25 protein-coding genes are annotated in these 19,405 nt (G+C 71.3%); 9 read left to right on the top strand and 16 right to left on the bottom strand.

The annotated features are described in order from the left end of the window. Positions 1-24: 24 nt before the first annotated feature. Genes ABD705_RS01630 through ABD705_RS01615 form a run of 4 tightly spaced genes read right to left on the bottom strand, consistent with a single transcriptional unit; the run spans position 25 to position 3,033 of the window. Positions 25-933, bottom strand: coding sequence for a GNAT family N-acetyltransferase (locus ABD705_RS01630; protein WP_344779834.1), 909 nt, complete (start codon positions 931-933; stop codon positions 25-27). Next, the gene (locus ABD705_RS01625) at positions 920-2,308 is read right to left on the bottom strand and encodes a C1 family peptidase (protein ID WP_344779832.1); all 1,389 of its coding nucleotides are present in this window, start codon (positions 2,306-2,308) and stop codon (positions 920-922) included. Before ABD705_RS01625 ends, ABD705_RS01630 begins: the two co-directional genes overlap by 14 nt. Beyond that, complete coding sequence (locus ABD705_RS01620) at positions 2,305-2,517, bottom strand: hypothetical protein (RefSeq protein WP_344779830.1); 213 nt, start codon at positions 2,515-2,517, stop codon at positions 2,305-2,307. The genes ABD705_RS01625 and ABD705_RS01620 overlap by 4 nt, the downstream gene beginning before the upstream one ends. A gap of 60 nt (positions 2,518-2,577) precedes the next feature. Continuing rightward, the gene (locus tag ABD705_RS01615) at positions 2,578-3,033 is read right to left on the bottom strand and encodes a hypothetical protein (protein WP_344779828.1); all 456 of its coding nucleotides are present in this window, start codon (positions 3,031-3,033) and stop codon (positions 2,578-2,580) included. Between the two features lie 163 nt (positions 3,034-3,196). Between ABD705_RS01615 and ABD705_RS01610 the strand changes: the two genes are divergently transcribed. Beyond that, complete coding sequence (locus ABD705_RS01610) at positions 3,197-3,709, top strand: gluconokinase (protein WP_344779826.1); 513 nt, start codon at positions 3,197-3,199, stop codon at positions 3,707-3,709. Between the two features lie 125 nt (positions 3,710-3,834). Next, a complete protein-coding gene (locus tag ABD705_RS01605) occupies positions 3,835-4,272 on the top strand; it encodes a hypothetical protein (protein ID WP_344779824.1) in 438 nt (145 codons plus the stop codon). Positions 4,273-4,428: 156 nt separating this feature from the next. On the opposite strand, the gene ABD705_RS01600 is transcribed toward ABD705_RS01605, so the two are convergent. After that, entirely contained in the window at positions 4,429-5,349 is a 921-nt protein-coding gene (locus ABD705_RS01600; protein ID WP_344779822.1) for an NADP-dependent oxidoreductase, read from the bottom strand. A 111-nt stretch (positions 5,350-5,460) separates the two neighbouring features. On the opposite strand from ABD705_RS01600, the gene ABD705_RS01595 reads away from it, so the two are divergent. Next, complete coding sequence (locus tag ABD705_RS01595) at positions 5,461-6,033, top strand: PadR family transcriptional regulator (protein ID WP_344779820.1); 573 nt, start codon at positions 5,461-5,463, stop codon at positions 6,031-6,033. A 37-nt stretch (positions 6,034-6,070) separates the two neighbouring features. Continuing rightward, positions 6,071-7,750 (top strand): ABC1 kinase family protein, encoded by a 1,680-nt coding sequence (locus tag ABD705_RS01590; RefSeq protein WP_344779818.1) that lies wholly within the window; start codon positions 6,071-6,073, stop codon positions 7,748-7,750. Positions 7,751-7,812: 62 nt separating this feature from the next. Here ABD705_RS01590 and ABD705_RS01585 read toward each other — a convergent pair whose 3' ends face one another. The 4 genes from ABD705_RS01585 to ABD705_RS01570 all read right to left on the bottom strand — a co-directional run bounded on the left by ABD705_RS01585 (position 7,813) and on the right by ABD705_RS01570 (position 10,120). Further along, complete coding sequence (locus ABD705_RS01585; protein WP_344779816.1) at positions 7,813-8,574, bottom strand: isocitrate lyase/PEP mutase family protein; 762 nt, start codon at positions 8,572-8,574, stop codon at positions 7,813-7,815. 35 nt (positions 8,575-8,609) lie between these two features. Beyond that, positions 8,610-9,038 (bottom strand): cupin domain-containing protein, encoded by a 429-nt coding sequence (locus tag ABD705_RS01580; protein ID WP_344779814.1) that lies wholly within the window; start codon positions 9,036-9,038, stop codon positions 8,610-8,612. Positions 9,039-9,335: 297 nt separating this feature from the next. Then, positions 9,336-9,776 carry a MerR family transcriptional regulator gene (locus ABD705_RS01575; RefSeq protein ID WP_344779812.1) on the bottom strand — a complete coding sequence of 147 codons (441 nt, stop codon included), beginning with the start codon at positions 9,774-9,776 and terminating at the stop codon, positions 9,336-9,338. Further along, positions 9,773-10,120 carry a hypothetical protein gene (locus ABD705_RS01570; RefSeq protein WP_344779810.1) on the bottom strand — a complete coding sequence of 116 codons (348 nt, stop codon included), beginning with the start codon at positions 10,118-10,120 and terminating at the stop codon, positions 9,773-9,775. The genes ABD705_RS01575 and ABD705_RS01570 overlap by 4 nt, the downstream gene beginning before the upstream one ends. Before the next feature lie 131 nt (positions 10,121-10,251). Here ABD705_RS01570 and ABD705_RS01565 point away from each other — a divergent pair, with 131 nt between their 5' ends. Both ABD705_RS01565 and ABD705_RS01560 read left to right on the top strand, forming a co-directional pair. Beyond that, a complete protein-coding gene (locus ABD705_RS01565; protein ID WP_344780422.1) occupies positions 10,252-10,680 on the top strand; it encodes an Hsp20/alpha crystallin family protein in 429 nt (142 codons plus the stop codon). Positions 10,681-11,283: 603 nt separating this feature from the next. After that, positions 11,284-11,610 (top strand): J domain-containing protein, encoded by a 327-nt coding sequence (locus ABD705_RS01560; RefSeq protein ID WP_344779807.1) that lies wholly within the window; start codon positions 11,284-11,286, stop codon positions 11,608-11,610. A 95-nt stretch (positions 11,611-11,705) separates the two neighbouring features. Here ABD705_RS01560 and ABD705_RS01555 read toward each other — a convergent pair whose 3' ends face one another. Further along, positions 11,706-12,494, bottom strand: a complete 789-nt coding sequence (locus ABD705_RS01555) for a thioesterase family protein (RefSeq protein ID WP_344779805.1) — start codon at positions 12,492-12,494, stop codon at positions 11,706-11,708. Positions 12,495-12,556: 62 nt separating this feature from the next. Continuing rightward, complete coding sequence (locus ABD705_RS01550) at positions 12,557-13,639, bottom strand: DUF1684 domain-containing protein (RefSeq protein WP_344779803.1); 1,083 nt, start codon at positions 13,637-13,639, stop codon at positions 12,557-12,559. 114 nt (positions 13,640-13,753) lie between these two features. Here ABD705_RS01550 and ABD705_RS01545 point away from each other — a divergent pair, with 114 nt between their 5' ends. Continuing rightward, positions 13,754-14,176 carry a nitroreductase/quinone reductase family protein gene (locus tag ABD705_RS01545; RefSeq protein WP_344779801.1) on the top strand — a complete coding sequence of 141 codons (423 nt, stop codon included), beginning with the start codon at positions 13,754-13,756 and terminating at the stop codon, positions 14,174-14,176. Positions 14,177-14,231: 55 nt separating this feature from the next. Here the strand turns inward: ABD705_RS01545 and ABD705_RS01540 are convergent, their stop codons facing one another. Continuing rightward, on the bottom strand, positions 14,232-15,260 hold the full coding sequence (locus ABD705_RS01540; protein WP_344779798.1) for a tocopherol cyclase family protein: 1,029 nt from the start codon (positions 15,258-15,260) through the stop codon (positions 14,232-14,234). 165 nt (positions 15,261-15,425) lie between these two features. Between ABD705_RS01540 and ABD705_RS01535 the strand changes: the two genes are divergently transcribed. Next, the gene (locus ABD705_RS01535) at positions 15,426-15,863 is read left to right on the top strand and encodes an NAD(P)-dependent oxidoreductase (RefSeq protein WP_344779796.1); all 438 of its coding nucleotides are present in this window, start codon (positions 15,426-15,428) and stop codon (positions 15,861-15,863) included. Positions 15,864-15,871: 8 nt separating this feature from the next. Here the strand turns inward: ABD705_RS01535 and ABD705_RS01530 are convergent, their stop codons facing one another. Beyond that, the gene (locus ABD705_RS01530) at positions 15,872-16,534 is read right to left on the bottom strand and encodes an MFS transporter (protein ID WP_344779794.1); all 663 of its coding nucleotides are present in this window, start codon (positions 16,532-16,534) and stop codon (positions 15,872-15,874) included. A gap of 51 nt (positions 16,535-16,585) precedes the next feature. After that, the gene (locus ABD705_RS01525) at positions 16,586-17,209 is read right to left on the bottom strand and encodes an NADPH-dependent F420 reductase (RefSeq protein ID WP_344779792.1); all 624 of its coding nucleotides are present in this window, start codon (positions 17,207-17,209) and stop codon (positions 16,586-16,588) included. Between the two features lie 101 nt (positions 17,210-17,310). On the opposite strand from ABD705_RS01525, the gene ABD705_RS01520 reads away from it, so the two are divergent. Then, entirely contained in the window at positions 17,311-17,811 is a 501-nt protein-coding gene (locus ABD705_RS01520; RefSeq protein WP_344779790.1) for a MarR family winged helix-turn-helix transcriptional regulator, read from the top strand. Positions 17,812-17,827: 16 nt separating this feature from the next. Here the strand turns inward: ABD705_RS01520 and ABD705_RS01515 are convergent, their stop codons facing one another. Then, the gene (locus tag ABD705_RS01515) at positions 17,828-18,460 is read right to left on the bottom strand and encodes an alpha/beta hydrolase (protein WP_344779788.1); all 633 of its coding nucleotides are present in this window, start codon (positions 18,458-18,460) and stop codon (positions 17,828-17,830) included. Continuing rightward, positions 18,457-19,389 (bottom strand): VOC family protein, encoded by a 933-nt coding sequence (locus ABD705_RS01510; protein ID WP_425562006.1) that lies wholly within the window; start codon positions 19,387-19,389, stop codon positions 18,457-18,459. The genes ABD705_RS01515 and ABD705_RS01510 overlap by 4 nt, the downstream gene beginning before the upstream one ends. Between the last annotated feature and the right edge of the window lie 16 nt (positions 19,390-19,405).

Here is a 19,405-nt window from a genome sequence, read left to right as displayed (position 1 = left end):
CGCGGCGTCAGCTCGGCGGTACGCTCACCGCGCCGGCGGCACCTCGACGAGCAGGAACCAGCGGCCGGACGGGGCGAGCTTGGCCCAGTTGGGCAGCAGGTGCGGGTCGGTCACGTGGCCGTCGAACTCGACCTCGGCCAGCCCGCGCTCGGCGAGGGCATCCAGCGCCGCCCGCAGGCACCCTTCGACCAGGCGCTCGCCGTCCGGCTCGTCCGGGCGCACCGTCTCGGCGCACACGACCGGCGGGTCGGTGTCGCCGTAGACCAGGGCGACCGCCCGTGGCCGGCCCTGCCCGTCGACGGCGACGGCAGTGGATGCCAGGTCCAGATCGTCCTTCAGCCCCGCGTTCACGGCCGCCACGAACTCGGGGCTGACCGGGCTCCACGACGCGTGGATCCACTGGTAGAACGAGGCGTTCGCGTCCTCGATCGCCGACATCGGCACCTCGGTGCCCGGGGCGATCCCGGGCAGCGGCCGCAGCGCCGTGCGGCGCACCAGCTCGATCCGCGCCGGCGGCACGACCTGGATCGTGCGCGCGCCGAGCGCGAAGGCGAACGCGAGCCGCGGGTCGTCGACGTACCCGCGGGTCATGAACGGCAGATCGCGCGCGCGCAGGCCCGACAGGTGCCGGAACATCGCGGTTCCGATCCGCGCACGTCGACGCGCCGGGTCCACCACGACATCGGCCCAGTACCGGTCGTCGTGCGCATGCGAGGTCCACACGATGCCGGCGGCCAGGATCGCCCCGTCCTCGCCTTGGGCGACCACTGAGCGGGTGCTCTCGTCACGCCAACGGTCCGCGCGCAGGTCGATCTCGCCCAGCCAGCCGGGGGCGTCCGCCAGATCGCGCTCGGTCAGCGGGCGGAAGCGCAGGGCGATGTCGTCCCGCTCCGCGCGCCACCGGCCCGGCCCCGGCATGTCAGGCCAGCGCACCCATCGGATCCCACGCGTCCAGCACGAGGGGCTCTGCCTCCAGCGCCGTCCGCAGCTCGGCGGGCAGCCGGTCCTTGCGCACCACGACCTCGAACATGTACTCGTCGAACCACGAGTCATCCATCGTGTAGAAGCCCTTGTCGGCCTTGTCGGTGCCCCAGCTGTTCTCCACCCGCCAGCGGCGCGGCGCCCCGTCGGCGTCGAGGTCGACGCCGGTGAACAGCATCGCGTGGGTCATCGCCGATTCGCCGTAGCGCACGCGCTGCTCCTTGGTGGTGGCCAGGTCCACCCCGTACACGCCGGCGTAGTCGAACAGGTCGGCCGACCACAGGCCGTCGGCGCGCGCCATCTGCGGCCCGACGTCGCAGCCGAACCAGACCGGCTCGCCGGCGACGATCGTCTGCGCGGCGATCTGCTTCATCAGGTCGATGTCGACGTTCAGGTACCGCACCGGGTCGCCGCCGACGACGTTGCCCAGGTGCGCGACCGTCAGGGTCGCGCCCTTCGGGTGCTCGGGGCGCGGGTCATCGACCAGGCACACGTAGTCGGCCAAGTCGATCTCGGTGTACTCGGCGAGGAAGGACTGCGGCGTGAAGGTGCCGGCACGGTGGAAGGCGTTGTCGTCGTCGTTCCACTGCCACTCGAACTCGGTCGGCGGCACGCCCAGGTGGATCGTGAGGATGCGGTGCGTGTCGGCGAGGATCCGATCCTTCAGCTGGGCCAGTTCGGCCGCGTCGTGCCCATCGGCGACGGCGTCGCGCAGCGTCCGGCCGCCGCGGCGCAGCAGCGTGCGCAATGCCGCGTTCATCCGTGCCGTGTTCGAGGAGGACTCGGTCTCGGGCATCAGCTCCTTGGGCACGGCGCCGTGCCGCGCGAAGATCGAGACCTCCATGTTCCACTGGCCGCCGTCGCCCATCAGCTGATCGAGCAGGAATGCGACGAGCCGGTCGTCGGGGGCCAGGCCGGCGAGGTCGATCATGTCGCCCAGAAAGTAGTTGGCCCGCTCGATCTTGTCCCAGTACATCGCGTGGTTCTGGCTGAACTCGAAGTTCTTCACGTGCAGGATGCGGCGGGCATCGCTGCGCAGCAGGTTCAGCGCCGCGAACAGCCAGCACCGGCCCGACTTCTGCTGATTCGTGGCCTCCCAGTCGTCGAGCCGGTGCGACATGCTGCGACGCACCTCGACCACGCGCTGCCGGTTCAGGGCGACCTCGTCGATCGTGGTGCGGGTGACGGCGTTCATGGCGCGCACGGCGGCCGGGTCGGCCAGGAACTGCGCGCGCCACCGGGCCACCTGCTCCGCATCGAGCTGAGTGCGTTCGGGCGTGGCGGGGTCGGTTGCCGGGGCGTGCGGGATGTCGGTCACAACTGTCATGACTCAAGCCTGCCACTGCCCGCGGGCAGTCTCGCCAGGTAGTGCATCGTGCCGTTCACGCGCTCGGCGGCCCGGGGATCGGTCTTCTGCAGACCCCACCAGGCCTGCGCGGCGAGCATGCTGGCCTCTTCGACCTCACCGGCTTCGCCGAGCTTGCGCAGGGCCTTGGTGAACAGCGTCACCAGATCGCGGTCGGGTGCCTGCGCCATGTCTGCCGCCTCTCGTTGAGTCACCCTCGACGCTACCGCGGCCGGCGGCACCGGGACCGATCAGGGTGCGGTCGGCACGAACCGGGCCACGACGTGCGCCTGCACCGCGATGCCCAGCAGATAGATCGCGGTGCCGACGAACCCGACCAGCAGCCAGGCCAGGTGCACCGCCGGGATGAGCGCCGTGGCGGCGCACGCCAGCGTCGCGACGGCGAGCGTCGTGATGTTGCCGCAGGCGACCAGATAGGGGTGCGCGATGGCCCGTCGCCGCACCGCCGCCGAGGCGCCGTGCCGCCGATGCGCGATGCGGCCGATCCCGATGTAGCCCGCACACGCCCCGAAGAGCATGCAGAACACGGCCAGCAGGTCGGGCAGGCCGTGCCGTTCGATCGTGACCATCGTGGTCGCCCAGATCAGCAGCGTGTAGGTGTGCGGCAGGGCGACCGTTTCGGCCACTTCGTGCACGAGCCGCCGATAGGGGGTGCGCGGGCGCTCGGCCGGTTCCGCACCGGTCATGCGGTGGTCTCATCGGTCATAGGCCATCCTTCGTAGAGATCTGCTGATCCCACGCTAGCCCCGGTGCCGCTGCAGCTTCGCGAATGCGCGCGGGCAGGTGCGCGCAGTATCGTCGAGGCACATGCGGCCGCCGGCTGCGCCGGATGCGAGATGAGGATGCCTGATGAGTCCGATGCCCCTGGTGATCGTCATGGGCGTCTCGGGGTCGGGCAAGACCACGGTCGGGTCGGGTCTTGCAGTCCGCCTGGGCGTGCCGTTCATCGATGGCGACGACCTGCACCCGCAGTCGAACATCGACAAGATGGCGGCCGGGCACGCCCTGACCGACGACGACCGCTGGCCCTGGCTGGCCCGGATCGGGCAGGCGCTGACGGATGCCGAGGCGACCGGGATGGTGATCGCCTGCTCGGCGCTGAAGAGGGCGTACCGTGACGCCATCGGGGCGCAGGAGCCCCGAGCGGTGTTCATCCATCTGAGCGCATCGCGTGATCTGATCGCGCAGCGGCTGGCCGAGCGCAGCGGCCACTTCATGCCGGCATCCCTGCTCGACTCGCAATTCGCGGCACTCGAGCCGCTGGCGCGGGAAGAGCCTGGGGCGGTCGTGGATGTCAGCGGCGACATCGATGACGCCCTCGGCGTCGCGGTCGCCGACGTCCGCCGGCTCGCGGCATCCTGACCTCGCAGCCGCAGCAGCCTGATCGGCAGAATCAGGTTGCCTCTTGCCGTGCGGCCGAATCGGTGATATTTCTATGAGTAGTAATCACGTTTTTAGAACGGGATGCTGCGAACAGGAGAATCATCATGGCTACCGCAACCCTTCCATCCGCCGACGCTGAGACGTTCTGGGGGCGGGTCAAAGCGGATCCGGCCTTCGGGGCGTTCTGGATCCTGCGCGTCGGGTTCATCATCCTGCCGCTGCTGATGGGGCTGGACAAGTTCTTCAACGTCATGGTGGATTGGACCAGCTACCTGGCGCCGTGGATCGCGAACCTGTCGCCGCTGGGCGCCCAGAACACGATGTACGTGGTCGGCGTGATCGAGATCATCGCCGCGATCGGCATCGCCGTCAAGCCGCGCTGGGCCAGCTGGGTCGTGGCCGCCTGGCTCGTCGGTATCATCATCAACCTGGTCACCGGCGGCACCGGCACCCTCGACATCGCCCTGCGCGACCTGGGCCTGGTCGTGGCGGCATTGGCTCTTGCCGCACTCGCGGCCAAGTACAACCGCGGCCGCGCCTGACGCCCCGGCCCGGGCGGATGCCGCGCTCGCCGAGCTCGTCGACGACCCGGATCTCACCGGTGGTGCCACGCTCATCGAGGCGGTCGGCGACACGGCCCATCGGCTTGTGCAGGTGCAGGTGGCGATGCGACTGCGCTGACCGCCGACGCGGCCAGCTCAGGGGATCAGCACGATCTTGCCGCGGGTGCGGCGCCGCTCCAGCTCGGTGTAGGCGGCGCGCACCTCGGCGAGCGGGTAGCGCGCCGCGATCGGCACCTGCAGCCGCCCCGCGACGATGTCGTCGGCCAGCTCGCGCAGCACCTCCGGCTTCGCCGCCACGGCGTGCCCGACGGCCGTCGCGCCCTTCTCGCCGGCCCGGAAGTCGGCGAGGGAGGCCACCCGGCGCGGCTCGATACCCAGGTCCAGTCCGAGCTGCACGTAGCCGCCGCCGTGCGTGTCCAGCATCGCCGCGATCGGCGCCCCGCCCGCGGCGGCGCGGATGCGGTCGGCGAGCCCGTCGCCGTGGTAGTCGACCGGGATCGCCCCGACCTCGCGCAGCCACTCGTGGTTGTCCGGGCCCGCCAGACCGATCACGCGGGCGCCGGCGCCTCGCGCCAGCTGGGTCGTGAACGCGCCGGTGCCGCCGGCGGCCGAGACGACCACCACGGTCTCGCCGGGCACGATGTGCACGGCGTCGACGATGGCCCGGCCCGACGTGCCCGCGACGAACAGGGCGCCCGCGACATCCCACGCGAGGGATTCGGGCTTGTGCGTCAGCTCGTCGTCGCCTACTGCGACGAGCTCGGCGTGGCTGGCCCGGTTGTTGGTGAAGCCGATGACCTCGTCGCCGACGGCGAAGCCGGCGACATCCGCCCCGACCGCGGTGACCACCCCGGCCAGGTCGCTGCCCTCGCCCTCGGGGAAGTGCGCGGGCCAGCGCGCGTCGAGGTCGCCGCGGCGGATCGACGCCTCGCCGGGATTGATGCCCGCCGCCCGCACCCGCACGATCACCTGATGCGCGCCGGGGGGCGGATCGTCGACCTCGCGCACCTGGAGAACATCGACATCGCCGTACTGATCGAATCGCACTGCCTGCATATCGCTGGCAACCCGGATGCGGGTGCGACAATTCCCAGCCGATCCTCAGCGATATATCGTTCACTATCGGTAAGGGGGCCGCCAGGCGCCCATCACCGGTCGGAGGATCACATGAACGATTCATTCACCAGCGGTCGGCAGGACGACCACGCGAGCCACCGCGGATCGGGTCCGGACCGGTTCGGTTTCGGGCTCTGGGATGCCGTCGGCAACCTGCGCGAGGCGTTCGAGCAGCGCGTCGGCCCGCGGATGGGGCGCGGCGATGTGCGGGCGGCCATCCTCGCGCTGCTGCGGGAGAAGCCGATGCACGGCTACCAGCTCATCCACGAGATCGAAGAGCGCTCCTCCGGGGCGTGGAAGCCGAGCCCGGGCTCGGTGTATCCGACGCTGCAGCTGCTGGCCGACGAAGACCTCGTCAGCGTCACCGAGGCCGACGGCAAGAAGACCTATGCGCTGACCGACGCCGGCCGCGAGCAGGCCGAGTCCGCCGGCGACACGGCGCCCTGGGAATCGCCCACGGCACGCACCGCCCAGCGCGCGACGGCGCTGCCCAAGGCGGGCGCGAAGCTCGCGCAGGTCGCCATGGCCGTCACCCGCGACGGCAGCGCGGCGCAGATCGATCAGGCCGTCGCCGTGATCGACGACGCCCGGCGTAAGCTCTATTCGATCCTCGCGCAGGATTGATCGGGTGCCGCCGGCACGCCGGCAGCAGGGAGCGCCGATGACCGATGTCCGGGGCCGTGGCGCCCGCTACCGCCGGATCATGTTCTTTGCCGCGCGCAACATCGCCCAGGAGTGGTGGTTCGGCCTGATCCTGCCGCGGATGGGGCTGGGCGCATTCGCACGCCGCGGGCAGGCCGCCCGCTTCGCGCGCATCGCACAGCGCTTCCACGTGCTGGCCGTCGAGCTGGGCGGGCTGATGATCAAGGTCGGCCAGTTCCTCTCCTCACGGCTGGACGTGCTGCCGCCGGAGATCACCGGCGAGCTCGAGTCGCTGCAGGACGAGGTGCCGCCGGTGCCGATCGAGCCGATCACCCGGCTGGCCGAGGCCGAGCTGGGTGTGCCGCTGGAGCGCGCCTACGCGTTCTTCGACCCGGAGCCGGTGGCCGCGGCATCCCTCGGTCAGGTGCATCGGGCGCGCCTGGTGCCGGCCGACGCCGCACAGGTGGGGTTCACCGACGTCGTCGTGAAGATCCAGCGGCCCGGCATCGACGAGATCATCGAGACCGACCTGTCGGCGCTGCGGCGCATCGCCCGATGGCTGAACCGCGTGAAGTTCATCGCGGCGCGGGTGGACCTGCCCGAACTGGTCGAGGAGTTCGCCACGACCAGCCGGCAGGAGGTCGACTATCTCAACGAGGCCCGCAACGCCGAGCGGTTCCGGCAGAACTTCGCCGACGACTCGCGGGTGGACGCCCCCGAGGCGGTGTGGGAGCGCACCACCCGGCGGGTGCTGACCCTGTCGGATGTCACCGCGATCAAGATCAACGACACGACGGCGCTGGAGGCCGCCGGCGTCAGCCCCGCCGATGTCGCCGACGCGTTCGCGGCGGTCATGTTCGAGCAGCTGTTCATCGACGGGTTCTTCCACGCCGACCCGCACCCGGGCAACATCTTCGTGACACCACGGCCGGCCACCGCGCGCGGGTGGACGCTCACGTTCGTCGACTTCGGCATGATGGGCGAGATCCCCGACACGCTGCGCCGCGGCCTGCAGCGGGTGCTGCTGGCGGTGGCCGCACGCAACGGCAAGAGCATGGTCACGGCGATCCGCCAGATGGGCGTACTGCTGCCCTCGGCCGATTCGGTGCAGCTCGAGAAGGCGATGAGCGAGCTGTTCTCCCGGTTCGGCGGCATGGGCGTCGCCGACCTGCAGAAGGTCGACCCGCGCGAGTTCGAGGACTTCGCGCACCGGTTCGGCGAGGTCATGCGCACGATGCCGTTCCAGCTGCCGGAGAACTTCCTGCTCATCATCCGCGCCGTCTCGGTGATGAGCGGCGTGTGCAGCGGGCTGAACCCGCGCTTCAACATCTGGCATGCCGTCGAGCCCTATGCGCAGCGGCTGCTGCGCGATCAGGGCGGCAGCGCCGTGCGCACGTTCGCGCAGCAGGCCCTGACGGCACTGACCGTGACGGCGCGGCTGCCGGAGCGGCTGGACGGGCTCGTCTCGCTGCTGGACGAGGGCCGCCTGAACGCGCAGGTGCCGAGCATGGACCGGCGGCTGCGCCGCCTCGAGCGGTCGGCGCGCCGGGTCGTCTCGGCGGTGCTGTTCGCGGGCCTGCTCATCGGCGGCATCGTGCTGCGTCCCGCCGACCCCGTCTTCGGCACGGTCCTGATGACCGTCTCGGCGCTGCCGCTGCTGCACGCGCTGCTGGCCGGGTTCGCCGACCGGTCCGGCTGATCGGGCCCGGGGCGCCACCGGCCGTGCAGCGGACACCACCGCCGGCGCGGGGTGAGGCCCGCTCAGTCGGCCTGCGGGCGGCCGGCTTCCAGGAACGCGCGCGCGGCGGCATCGCCGGCGGCGAACGCGGTGAACGCGATGCGGCCGCCGACCGAGATCCGGGCCACGCCGAGTGCGGCCAGCTCCGCCACACTCGGGCCCGTGGGCCGCAGCAGCACGTTGACCGGCCGATCCACCGAGGTCACGACGGCGCGGATGTCGGCCGGCCGCGTCAGGGCGGGGGCGTACAGCACGTCGGCGCCGGCCTCCTGATACGCCTGCAGCCGCGCGATCGTGTCGGCCAGGTCGGTGCGACCGTGGAAGAAGTTGTCGGCGCGGCCGGTGACCACGAATCCCGGGTCCACCGCGTGGGCGGCGGCGACGGCGGCACGGACCCGGTCGGCGGCGGCATCCCGATCGCGGATCGGCTCGGCCTCATCCCCCGTGGTGTCTTCGATGGATGCCCCGGCCAGCCCGGCTCGGGCGGCCCGCGCGTAGGTGTCGGCCACCTCCTCGAGGGTCTCGCCGAACCCGCTCTCGAGGTCGGCACTGACCGGGATCTCGACGGCGCCCACCAGGGCGGCGCAGTGCGCCAGCACGACCTCACGGGACGGCTCGCCGTCGTGCAGTCCGAGGGTCGCCGCGAACCCGCTGCTGGTGGTGGCCAGCGCCGTGAATCCCAGCGCGGCGAAGCGCCGCGCTGAGCCGACGTCCCACGGGTTGGGGATCAGCAGCGGCGCACCGGGTCGATGCAGGGCGCGGAACCGGTCGGTCACAGCAGACATAGTGCTCTCCTCGTGCAGTGGATCAGCCGGCCGCGCTACCAGGGCATCGGCGAGGTCGCGTCGACGGCGCCGTCATTCGGGACGTGCGGCAGCGGGTCGGCCCCGCCGCGGATGCAGATCCAGCGCAGCTGACCTTCGCTGTCGGGGCGGGCCCGCCAGGTGCGCGCCACGCCCTGGCCGACGCGCACGACCGTGCCGGGGCCGACGTCGATCACGTCGTCGCCCAGCCCCATCTGGCCGTGGCCCTCGAGGAAGATGTAGAGCTCTTCGATGCGGTTGTGCGTGTGCCAGTAGCCGGCCTCTTCGCCGGGTTCGAGGGCGTTGGCCGACATGCCGATGTGCTGCATCGGCAGCTCGTGGTCGACCATGCGCCGGCCGTTGCGGGAACTGGCCTCACTGAATCCGCCGAAGTGGTCGCGCCACTGGTCCAGGGCGCCGATCTGTGTCACCTGATACTCACTCATGGTGCCAGGGTAGAGCCGTTCGCACACGCCGCGGGCCGTTCGCGGCCCGCCCGGGCGCTGATACCGCCGGCGGCCTCGACGAGGGGATCCGGTATTGGTGCCCCGCACGTCGAGGGTGCGGGGCACCGTCCGCGACGACAGTCATCCTGCTCCTTCCCGGCGGCGGCGATCCGGCGTGGCCGGTGGTGAAGAACCTCGGTCTCCCGCGCGCGGGCGTTCCCGCCGTCTTCCTCGACAGGTACCGGCACCGCGGACGCGATACCGGTACGACAAACACGATGGCTACGCCTCGGGGGCTTACCCCGGCGCCTGGGGCGGGTCGGGGTCGCCGAGCGGGTAGTCGTCGTCTTCGTCGCCGGGTAGGTCGGCCGCCTGGTCGAGCAGGTCCGCCTCGCCGGCCGCGTCGGCATGGTTGGTCGTGTCGGACTCGTCTGGGGTCATGGCAGCTCCTCTCATCGCGCGCAGTCGGGTGTTCTGTTCGGTCAGGTCGTGGTTTTGCCGTTCGAGGTCGAAGACCATGCCGATCCCGGCCAGGTTCACACCCGCGTCCAGCAGGCCGGCGATACGGCGTAGCCGGTCGAGGTCGTTCGGACTGTAGCGGCGGGTGCCGCCGGCGGTGCGGTCGGGTTCAAGCAGGCCCCGTGCCTCGTACTGGCGCAGTGTCTGCGCACCCATCTCGACCAGTTCGGCGGCAACGGAGATGCCATACACGCCCTGGTCCGGGTCGACCTGCGTCACGTCACCGCACCGGCGCCGGCCAAGACGCGTTCTTGCTCGGGGGTGGTCACGGCCGTCACCTGCACCCGGTGGCGACCGCACGTGGGACACAGCACAGCGTCGGGTGCGGTCGGGTCCGGGCATGACCAGCCGTGTGTGAAGTAATAGTCGCGGGTGTGGCCGTAGCCGTCCTCGACGTGGGCGACGTCGTAGCCGGCCTCCCATGCCGCGCCGCATCTCGTGCAGGCGAAGCGGAACCGCTCTGCGAGGGTCTGCCTGGATACCAGGGCGATCACACTCCTTCGTTCGCTCGCGTTCGTTCGCTCGCGGGTCTCCTCCGTCTCGCTCCGACGGGGAGTGCTCATACCCGCTTGCACTGACCTGAATGGTATGTTACAACAGAATCTAAATCGGGTGCCATAGATCCGAGGGGATTTTCTGGCACCGTATGACGCAGCATCATCACGAGAACAATGTGGAGGTGGTAGCGATGGCGATGCTGATGCGCACTGACCCGTTCCGCGAACTGGACCGGCTGACCCAACAGTTCTTCGGCAGCGACGGGACGGCTGCCCGCCCGTCGGCCATGCCGATGGACGCCTGGCGTGAGGGTGACACGTTCGTCGTCGAGTTCGACCTGCCCGGTATCGCCCCGGACTCGATCGAACTGGACGTGGAACGCAACGTGGTCACCGTCAAGGCCGAACGGCCCGCCCGTGACGAGCAGGCCGAGATGATCGCCGCAGAAAGGCCCCGCGGGATCTTCAGCCGGCAGCTCGTCCTGGGCGACAACCTCGACACTGACAACATCACTGCCGGCTACGAGAACGGTGTCCTCCGGCTGAGGATCCCCGTGGCCGAACAGGCCAAGCCACGCAAGATCAGCATCAACGCGGGGTCGGACCGGCAGGCCATCAACGTCTGAACATCCGCACAGGGTGACCGGGCATGAGCACTTCAACAGCCCCGCGCACAGACCACGGTCGGGTGGACGACGCCTTCGCCGATCTTATCTACGCCGACCCGGATCTGCTGCGCGCGGAGTTCGATGAGCTGGTGGCAGCAGTCGGCCTCCTTGGCCCGCCCCGGCCGGCCGGCCCTACGGGCAGCGCGGTGGCGCCGTGGTGTCCGTGGTGGTGCAGGGATGGGCGGCACGGCTCAGGCCGTGCCGCGCCCGCTACGGCCAGCGTCACACATGCCGTCGTATGGCGCTGGCCCCGCTCACCGCCGGCGACACGCACGCACACAGGCGAACCCGCGTCCAGAACAGCGGAGACGAAAGGAGCGTGACCCCCGAACACGACCGACGCGAAGAGCAGTCGTCGCCCCGCCCGAGTCCTCAACACTCGACCGCGCGCCGCCCCGCCTCGCCGGTGGGCCGCGCACCCGCCCTGTGGCGGAACCACACCAATCGGGCCGGATGGCGACACACTCCGGGCGGCCCCGGGACGCACCGTCCCGGGGCCGCCCGCACGCACCCGCACCCGCACCCGCACCCGCACCCGCACCCGCACACTGGACCGGCATCATGAGCACGACCGAACATCCCGACCCCTACATGGTCCTCGGCGTCCCCCGCACCGCGACCAGCGCCGACATCACCCGCGCCTACCGCGCGCTCCTACGCGCCACCCACCCCGACACGCGCGACCCTACAGCCAGCGCAGACCCCGGCCCGGCCCTGGCACAAGCACTCGACGCATACGCGCTCCTACACGACCCCGACCGCCGCACCGCCTACGACCACCAACACCCCACACGACCACCAGCCACCACCGGGGCCACGTTCCGGCCGAGACGACAACCTCCGATCCAGGCCGGACCCGTGCACTGGACCCCCAACCCCCGCCCGTAACCACGCCGCATCCAGTCCGTCAACGACCTCCACGACCTCACGCTCGAAACCGTCGGCGATACGCCCATCAGCAGACTCAACAACCTCCCCGGACATCACGGCTCGCCGCGGCCCGTCGGCCGGATGGTGAGGGCCTGCGCGACGCTGCCGATCGGCCCGATCTCGTCGTGCAGGATGGTGTGGGTCAGCCCCACTCCGTGCGGGCCGAACGTCACCGACGTGTCGAATCCGATCCACTCGGTCGCCGGCGGCCGCGTCAGATGCGCGGTCAGGTCGACGTTGGGGAAGACCGCGACGTCGGGCATCACGCGCGTGGTCATCCCGTTGGCGATGTCGGCCAGCCCCAGCATCCGCGCGGTCGAACTGATCGGCTCGCCCTCCAGCAGCGGCAGCCGCGGGCGCAACCAGACCCGGGCACGCCCGGGCTCCTGCTCGTCGCGGCGGATCTCGACGGTGTGCACGAAGCCGCCCGGCCAGAGCGCACCGGCATCGAACGGCTCGAGCTCGGCGGGGCCGGGCATCGTCGTGAACCCGCTGCCGGCGATGGCCGCGGTGTCGGCGGGCTGCAGCATCCAGGCCCGGGTGATCACCGCGGGCCGGCCGGCATGCGCGAGAGTGGCCTCGACGAGCTCGATCGTGCGGCCCGGGCGCACCACCCGCACCGTGATCTCGACGGTGTCGATGGGCATCGTGCCGAGGATGTCGAACGAGATCCGCGCCAGCTGCAATCCGTCGTCGCGGCGCGCGGCGTGCGCGCGCTCGATGACGTGGGTGATCAGGCCCAGGGCCGGCGCGATGTGCTGCTCCTGCGTGTTCCACACCCCCGCGACGGCGGGCGTCGGCCGGAAGGCGGCCTCGTCGATGCGCTCAAAGTATGCCGACACCCTCGTAAGCGTACCGATGCCGGCGGGTCGCGCCGGCCGTGGCGGGCCGCCTTGGCCAGCCGTTACGGCAGCTGCTCGCCCGCCTCGATCGCGACGTCGAGCCGGTTCTCGGTCGGCGGCAGCGGGCACATCGCGGCCGTCGTGTAGGCGCAGGGCAGGTTGACGGCGCGGGTGAAGTCGACCTGCACCCGGCCGGCGGCGTCGGGAGCGCCGATGTGCAGGTCGCGGCTGGCCGGGTACGTCGTCACGCCGCTGGTGCGGTCGGTGAACAGCAGCCGCAGACCTGCACCGTCACGGAACGCGGTCAGCTGCTGCGGCCCGTCCAGCTCGAACCGCACCACTCCGGGCGCCTCGAAGACCGTCTCGAGGCCGTCGACGACGGTGTCGACGGTGACCGTGCGCGGGGCCGGGAACGGCACGAACGTCCCTTCGACCACGAACTGTTCATCCGGCGCATACGCGGGCGTGCCGGCATAGTCCACCAGAGTGGGGTGATCGGGATGCCGCGGCCGGAGCACCGCCGCTCCGCCGAAGTTCGCGACCTCGGCGACGGCGGTTCCGGCATCCGTCTGCCAAGACACCCATTGCGGCCGCCCCGACTCGATCGCACCGAAATCGTGCCTGCCGGTGACTTCGCGTCCGTCGATGTGCAGCGTCTCGCCGTCGACGAGCGTCACGACGGGTGCGGCATCCGTCGTCGACCAGGCCCCGGGCGCGTCGTCGAAGCGCTGCGGGTCGGCGCCCAGCCAGTGCGCGGCGGTGATCGCCAGGAAGCCGTGCGGATCGGCGCGCACCCGCTCGTGCTCGGCATGCCAGGCCGCCCAGTCCGCGGCGAAAGCGGCCCCGGCATCGACGGTGTGGTGCACCGAGGCGGGTGGGCGCGCGGTGAAGTCGCGCAGGCCGGCGTGCGCGATCTGCTCGTGCCAGCGCAGGAAGTCGGCCACCGCCTGCTCCGATTCCCAGCGCGAGATCACCAGGATCCGGTCGGCGTCGCCGGGGTCCGCAGCCACCTCGGCGCTCAGGCATCCGTCCTGCCGGCCGGCCGCCGCGGCGTTCTCCCATGCGGCTGCGACCAGTTCGGCGCGGACGTCGGGGCGGGCCTGCAGGGTGGTGATGCGGATGACGGTGGCGTGCGGTGCGGGCATGACTCCAGTCTGACGCCTCGCACCGATGTCCGGCGCCGGAAGATCGGGCGCGCCCGCGGCGGGATACTGAGAGAAGGGGCCGTGACGGGCGCGGACCCATGGGAGGGGTATTCCGTGGCTGGACAGAAGGACTGGACGCAGCAGATCATCGACGAGTTCCGGGAGCACGACGGCACCGTGACCCTGGCTCCGTTCGGTCGCCACCTGGTGCTGCTGCACCATGTCGGCGCCAAGAGCGGAACCGCCCGGGTCACGCCGGTGCGGTCCATCCGGACTGATGACGACACCTGGCTGATCGCCGCCTCGAAAGCGGGTGCGCCGGTGAACCCGGGCTGGTACCACAACCTGCTCGCCCACCCCGACATCACGATCGAGGTGCCCGGCGAGGGCGAGGTCGCCGTTCACGTCGACGAGCTGACCGGCGCGGCACGGGATGCCGGCTGGGCGCAGTTCACCAGCCAGGCCCCGGGATTTCAGGAGTACGAGAAGAAGACGACGCGCGTCATCCCCGTGCTCGCGCTGCACCGGCGCGGATAGGGGCAGCCGGCGCAGTCACTGCGGCCGGCGCGTGCGATCAGTGCCGCGCGTACGTTCACTGCGGCGGCGCGTGCGTGGCCGCTCCCTCCGCACCGCGACGGATCAGCTCGGCGCGGGCCCGGTCCAGGCCCCCGTGCTCGAGCCCGGCGAGCGCCGATTCGCCCGAGAACACGACCCGTCCGCGCCGGCGCACGGTCAGCTGCAGCGTGCCGGCCAGGTGCTCGAGCGCGCCGGCGATGTTGCGCTCCTGCGACGGCAGCGGCACCGGCAGCACGTGCGCGGCGCCGCGCGGGGCGTGCGCATCCACGTCGATCTGCCAGCCGAATCCGCGACCGCGCAGCCGCCACGTCTCATCGGCGATCTCGGCGCGCACCGGGCTGAGGATCGGGTCGCCCAGGCGCACGACCCGGCCGCCGGGCAGGCGTACGACCAGCCCGGTGACCTCGGTGCGGATCGGGCCGGAGTGCACCTGCCCGCCGGCGAACGCCACGCACACGTCGCGCTGGTCGAACCCCTGGGCCTGGCCCCACCACCAGGAGTCCGGGAATCCCTCCCGCCCCCAGTTCTTCTCGGCGTAGATCTGCGCGCCGTGCAGCTGCCAGGTGTGCCCGCCCAGGGTCGCGGTGCCGTCGGCGCGGCCGCCGAGCAGCCACGGGTGCCAGTACTGGTTCAGCGCCGGCACCATCTGGAAGACGCTGGATCCGCCGAGCGCGCGGTGCGGCCAGGGCAGCGGGTCGGTGATGACCACGTCCAGCCGCGCATCGGGGCCGAGGTCGATCCGCAGCCGCCGGTCGTCGCCGGCGAAGGCCGTTCCGGCGCTCGCTCCGATGCGCCGCGGGTCGGCGGCGGCATCCGAAGCCTGCGCGACGCGCAGGAATCCGCCCGGGTGTGCGGCGAAGCCGAGCGTCGCCCACGGGCCGTGCGGGCCGCGGTTCACACCGTTCAGCGCGATCAGCACGCGGCCGGCGGCGGCATCCGTGATGCGCCAGAAGTAGCCCTCCATCGCGACCCCGGGGTGCGCGGGCAGCGGACTCTGGAACGGCAGATCCGCCCCTGTCGACCGGTACCACCTGCGAATGCCCACGGCCCAGGTCTACCAGCAATGCGCCGCGGTACGCGGGGGGTCGGATCTGACCCCGCACGGCGCCGCGGAACGTCGCTCGGCATCGCAGCGGTTACCACGAGCTCGCCGGTACCCGCCGACCGCGACGACTTCTTCTCGGGAACCGGCAGCGCAATCTCGCTCGCGGTGACCACTGGGATGACCGGGGTCGACGGCGCCCTCATGCGTGCCGCGCCGCGCCTGCGTGCCGTCGCCAGCCTCGGGGTCGGGTTCGACAGCACCGATGTCGTCACCGCACGCGAGCTGGGCGTCGCGGTCTCGACCACCCCCGACGTGCTCACCGACTGCGTGGCGGACCTGGGTGCCGGAATGGTCATCGACATCGTGCGGGGGATCAGCGCCGCCGACAGGTTCGTCCGTCGCGGGAAGTGGGCGCAGTCCGCGATGCCGCTGGCGCACGACATGCGCGGCCGGCGCGTGGGCATCGTCGGGCTCGGCCGGATCGGCCGGGCCGTCGCACAGCGCCTCGTCGCCTTCTCGGTCGAGGTCGCGTACCACAACCGCCACGAGGTGCCCGGGGCCGGCCATGGGACAGCAGGCGAGCGGCTGCGGCAGGTGAGCTGACAGGTTGATCACTCCAGATCTTTCGCGCACGTCGCGGCATCGGGCAGCACCTGCATGATCAGCGCGGTATCGACGGCCTGATAGACACCGAACCCGAAGCCGGCCAGGCACACCGCCCGCCCAAGCGTCAGCGGCAGCCAGGCGGTCACCAGGGCCGCGCTCATGAGCACGGATACCGCGAAGACGAGGGGCTTGCGTCGCCCGACCCTGTCCGGCAGCGGGCCGCAGGTCAGCGTCAGCTGGAACCCCATGACGCAGAAGTATCCGCTGAACAGCAGCATCCGACTGATGAACGCCCAGAGGAAGTCTGGATGCCGCACGGGGCAGACCCAGAACCTGCCCAGCACCGCCCGCACATCCAGCCACCGACGAGGCAGGTGGATGCTGGGCGCATCGGGGTTGGCCATGGCAACCAGCACCAGCGTCGTCGTCATGATGACGGCGAAGACGGCGTACCCGCGGTGATGGGCGCGCTGCGCGCTCGTGCCGACCGCGACGCGGCACGACCAGCGCTCGCTCGTGCTGACGCGCCGCGGAGAATCAGCATCCTGGCTCAAAATCAGGGCGTCGCCGCGATTGCGGGTCGGGATGCCGATTCTCGCGGTGACGGTGGGGTGTGGCGCCGCGCGGGTGCGATGCCGCGGGTCAGCGATGCCGCGGGTCAGCGGCACCACGCAACAGCGGCGCCCGCGGGCCGTTGGTCCGCGGGCGCCGCCACCGGGTCAGGCGCGGACGGCGAAGCCGCCGGTCCAGGCGACCTGCTCGCGCACGGCGAGCACCATCTGCAGGAAGCCTACGGCCTCGAGCTCGCGTGCACGCTTGAGCGAGCCCGCGTCGGCGATCGTCACGCCGCCCGCCGAGACGACCTCGGTCAGCAGCGCCTTGGCCACGTCGTCGTCACCGGCGATGACCACGGTCGTGGGCACGCCGCCGACCTCACCCGACTGCAGGGTCGCGGCGAAGTTCGTGTTGAACGCCTTGATGACCTTCGCGGCCGGGATCGCGGCCTGCAGCTCGGCGGCGGCCGAGGAGTCGGCCGGAACGGTCAGGTCGTCGAAGGTGGCGAAGTCCACCGGGTTGGTCACGTCGACCACGATCCTGCCGTCCAGCTGGGCGCCGTACGTCGAGATCACGTCGGCCAGAGCCGGGTAGGGCAGAGCCAGCACGACGATCTCGCCGCTCAGCGACTCGCCGAACGCGACCGCGGTGCCGCCGACCTGCTCAGCCAGGGCCTGCGCCTTGACCGCGTCGCGCGCGACGACCTGGACGGTCGCGCCGCCCTTGGCCATGATGGCCGCGATCGCAGAGCCCATGTTGCCGGTGCCGATGACCGAGATGCTTGTCATTGTTCATTCCTCCAGAGGTAAGAAGTTGTATTGACAACTACTGGGTCCAACGAAGTTGTAGGTACAGCTATTCCCGCATCCGGCAATAGACTCGGGATGCCATGAGCTACCAGGTTCCGCGGATGAACGAGCTCGAGTCCCGAGCGTGGCTGTCGCTCGTGTGGACGGCCGAGCTGCTGCCGGCCGCACTCGACGCGCAGCTGCAGGCCGAGTCGGGGATGACCCACTTCGAGTTCATCGTGCTCAGCACTCTGCGGCAGGCCGACGACGGCGCGCTGCAGACGAAGGACCTCGCCGCCGCCGTCAACTCCACGATGCCGCGGCTCTCGCGCGTGGTGGGCAAGCTCGCCACCCGCGGACTGGTCGAACGCATCGGCGGCCAGGACGACGCGCGGGTGATCAACGTGCATCTGACCGGCGCGGGGCGCCGGGCGCTGGTGCGCGCCGTCCCCGGCCACATCGCCCTGGTCAAGCGACTCGTGATCGATCGGCTCGACGCGCAGCAGCTCGAGGTGCTCGCAGGCGCCCTCGAACCGCTCGTGGGTCGGCTCGACCCGCACAACCGCGTCGGCTTCGCGGCCGTGCAGCACATGGCTGAATAGCCGCGATCGAGGGCGCTCAGCGCGTCGGGACCACCGCGTGCTCGGCGAGGAACGTCCGCACGTCGGCGAGCTCAGTGCCGTCGATGCCGTGCGCGAGACCCGGATAGGTGCGGGCGGTCGGCGTCGTGTGGCCCGGCAGCCAGGCGTCTGTGCGGGCCACGGCCGCCGCCGAGATCACGCGGTCCTGGTCGCCCCGACCGGAGAACACTGCTGGACGCGCCCCCTGCAGCTCGGCGTCGGCGGGCTGCTCGCCCGCCTGCACGAAGCCGCCGAGGATGACCGGAGCGAGCACCCGCGCGGGCTTGGTGCGCAGCAGCTGCGAGGCCATCAGCCCGCCTTGTGAGAATCCGATCGGCACGATCCGGGCCCGCGCCGCCAGCGCGGCACCCACCCACGACCAGATCGCGTCGGTGCCGGCCGCGACGGCGGACGCGTCGGGGTTGCCCGGTTCGGCGATCGGGAACCAGGCGTAGCCGCCAGGCGCGACCACGATGGGCGCGCGCAGCGACGCCCAGGGCATTCCCTCCGGCAGGGCGGATGCCAGTGCGGTGAGGTCGTGCTCGTTCGAGCCGTACCCGTGCAGGAACACGGCGACGACCGCCGCGGCATCCAGCTGCTGCGTGGAAGAGGTGACAGCGCGCAGCGTCATCGTGCCAGCAGCTCCTCGGCGTCGGCACCCGGCAGCGCCAGGGTGACCTGTGTGCCCCACGGGTCGGTGACGACGATCGCGTGCCCGTCGTCGGCGAACGGCAGGTTGCGGTGGGCAAGGCGCGCGGCGAGCGCATCGAGGTCGTCACGCCCCGGGACGGTGACCGCCACGTCGCCGAGCCCCAGGCGCGCGCCACGGGGTCCGGCGCCGGCGCTGTTCCAGGTGTTCATCGCGATGTGGTGGTGGTAGCCGCCGGCCGAGGCGAAGAGGGCGCCGGGGTAGCTGCTGACCGTCGTCTCGAAGCCGAGCGCGTCGACGTAGAACGCGCGGGCGGTCGGGATGTCGCCCACCTGCAGGTGGACGTGGCCGACCTTTCCGGCCGCCTGCGAGACGGTCTGGAACGTGTTCTGGTCGAGGTTGCTCTGCAGGTAGGCGTTGGGGTCGAGGTACAGCGTCGACATCTGCAGCTCGCCGTTCACGTACTGCCACTCCGACCGGTCGCGGTCGACATACAGCTCGACGCCGTTGCCCTCGGGGTCGGTGAAGTAGAACGCCTCGCTGACCAGGTGGTCGCTCGATCCGGTGAAGCGGCTGCGCGGCTCCTGGGCGGCGCGCAGGACGGTGGCCGCGAGCGTCGGCGCGTCGTCGAAGAGGAAGGCCGTGTGGAACAGCCCCGCCTGGCGCGGATCGACCGCGGGCAGGTGTGGCGTGCTGATCAGGCGCACCATCGGGGTCTGGCCGCGACCGAGCACGCGGTGCACCTCCGCGCCGCGGGCGCGCTCTTCGATCGGCTCGAGGGCCAGCGCGTTCGCGTAGTAGGACGACATCAGCTCGAGATCGCCCACGCGCAGACTGACGGCATCCATCCCGGTCTGCGGGTTCAGGGTGCTGTCGGTGGTCTGAGTGGTGCGGGTTTCGGTGTCGGTCATGGTTCTCCGGGTGGAA

It is taken from the genome of Microbacterium kribbense (assembly GCF_039537285.1).
Classification (GTDB): Bacteria; Actinomycetota; Actinomycetes; order Actinomycetales; family Microbacteriaceae; genus Microbacterium; species Microbacterium kribbense.
This window is presented reverse-complemented; position numbering and strand designations above follow the sequence as displayed.

Bases quoted from the DNA above. Each gene is read 5' to 3' on its own strand.
- ABD705_RS01625 (WP_344779832.1), bottom strand. From the start codon at position 2,308: ATGACAGTTGTGACCGACATCCCGCACGCCCCGGCAACCGACCCCGCC.
- ABD705_RS01600 (WP_344779822.1), bottom strand. From the start codon at position 5,349: ATGCAGGCAGTGCGATTCGATCAGTACGGCGATGTCGATGTTCTCCAG.
- ABD705_RS01565 (WP_344780422.1), top strand. From the start codon at position 10,252: ATGCTGATGCGCACTGACCCGTTCCGCGAACTGGACCGGCTGACCCAA.
- ABD705_RS01595 (WP_344779820.1), top strand. From the start codon at position 5,461: ATGAACGATTCATTCACCAGCGGTCGGCAGGACGACCACGCGAGCCAC.
- ABD705_RS01525 (WP_344779792.1), bottom strand. From the start codon at position 17,209: ATGACAAGCATCTCGGTCATCGGCACCGGCAACATGGGCTCTGCGATC.
- ABD705_RS01615 (WP_344779828.1), bottom strand. From the start codon at position 3,033: ATGACCGGTGCGGAACCGGCCGAGCGCCCGCGCACCCCCTATCGGCGG.
- ABD705_RS01580 (WP_344779814.1), bottom strand. From the start codon at position 9,038: ATGAGTGAGTATCAGGTGACACAGATCGGCGCCCTGGACCAGTGGCGC.
- ABD705_RS01510 (WP_425562006.1), bottom strand. From the start codon at position 19,389: ATGACCGACACCGAAACCCGCACCACTCAGACCACCGACAGCACCCTG.
- ABD705_RS01605 (WP_344779824.1), top strand. From the start codon at position 3,835: ATGGCTACCGCAACCCTTCCATCCGCCGACGCTGAGACGTTCTGGGGG.
- ABD705_RS01515 (WP_344779788.1), bottom strand. From the start codon at position 18,460: ATGACGCTGCGCGCTGTCACCTCTTCCACGCAGCAGCTGGATGCCGCG.
- ABD705_RS01560 (WP_344779807.1), top strand. From the start codon at position 11,284: ATGAGCACGACCGAACATCCCGACCCCTACATGGTCCTCGGCGTCCCC.
- ABD705_RS01520 (WP_344779790.1), top strand. From the start codon at position 17,311: ATGAGCTACCAGGTTCCGCGGATGAACGAGCTCGAGTCCCGAGCGTGG.
- ABD705_RS01570 (WP_344779810.1), bottom strand. From the start codon at position 10,120: ATGAGCACTCCCCGTCGGAGCGAGACGGAGGAGACCCGCGAGCGAACG.
- ABD705_RS01590 (WP_344779818.1), top strand. From the start codon at position 6,071: ATGACCGATGTCCGGGGCCGTGGCGCCCGCTACCGCCGGATCATGTTC.
- ABD705_RS01610 (WP_344779826.1), top strand. From the start codon at position 3,197: ATGAGTCCGATGCCCCTGGTGATCGTCATGGGCGTCTCGGGGTCGGGC.
- ABD705_RS01550 (WP_344779803.1), bottom strand. From the start codon at position 13,639: ATGCCCGCACCGCACGCCACCGTCATCCGCATCACCACCCTGCAGGCC.
- ABD705_RS01585 (WP_344779816.1), bottom strand. From the start codon at position 8,574: ATGTCTGCTGTGACCGACCGGTTCCGCGCCCTGCATCGACCCGGTGCG.
- ABD705_RS01620 (WP_344779830.1), bottom strand. From the start codon at position 2,517: ATGGCGCAGGCACCCGACCGCGATCTGGTGACGCTGTTCACCAAGGCC.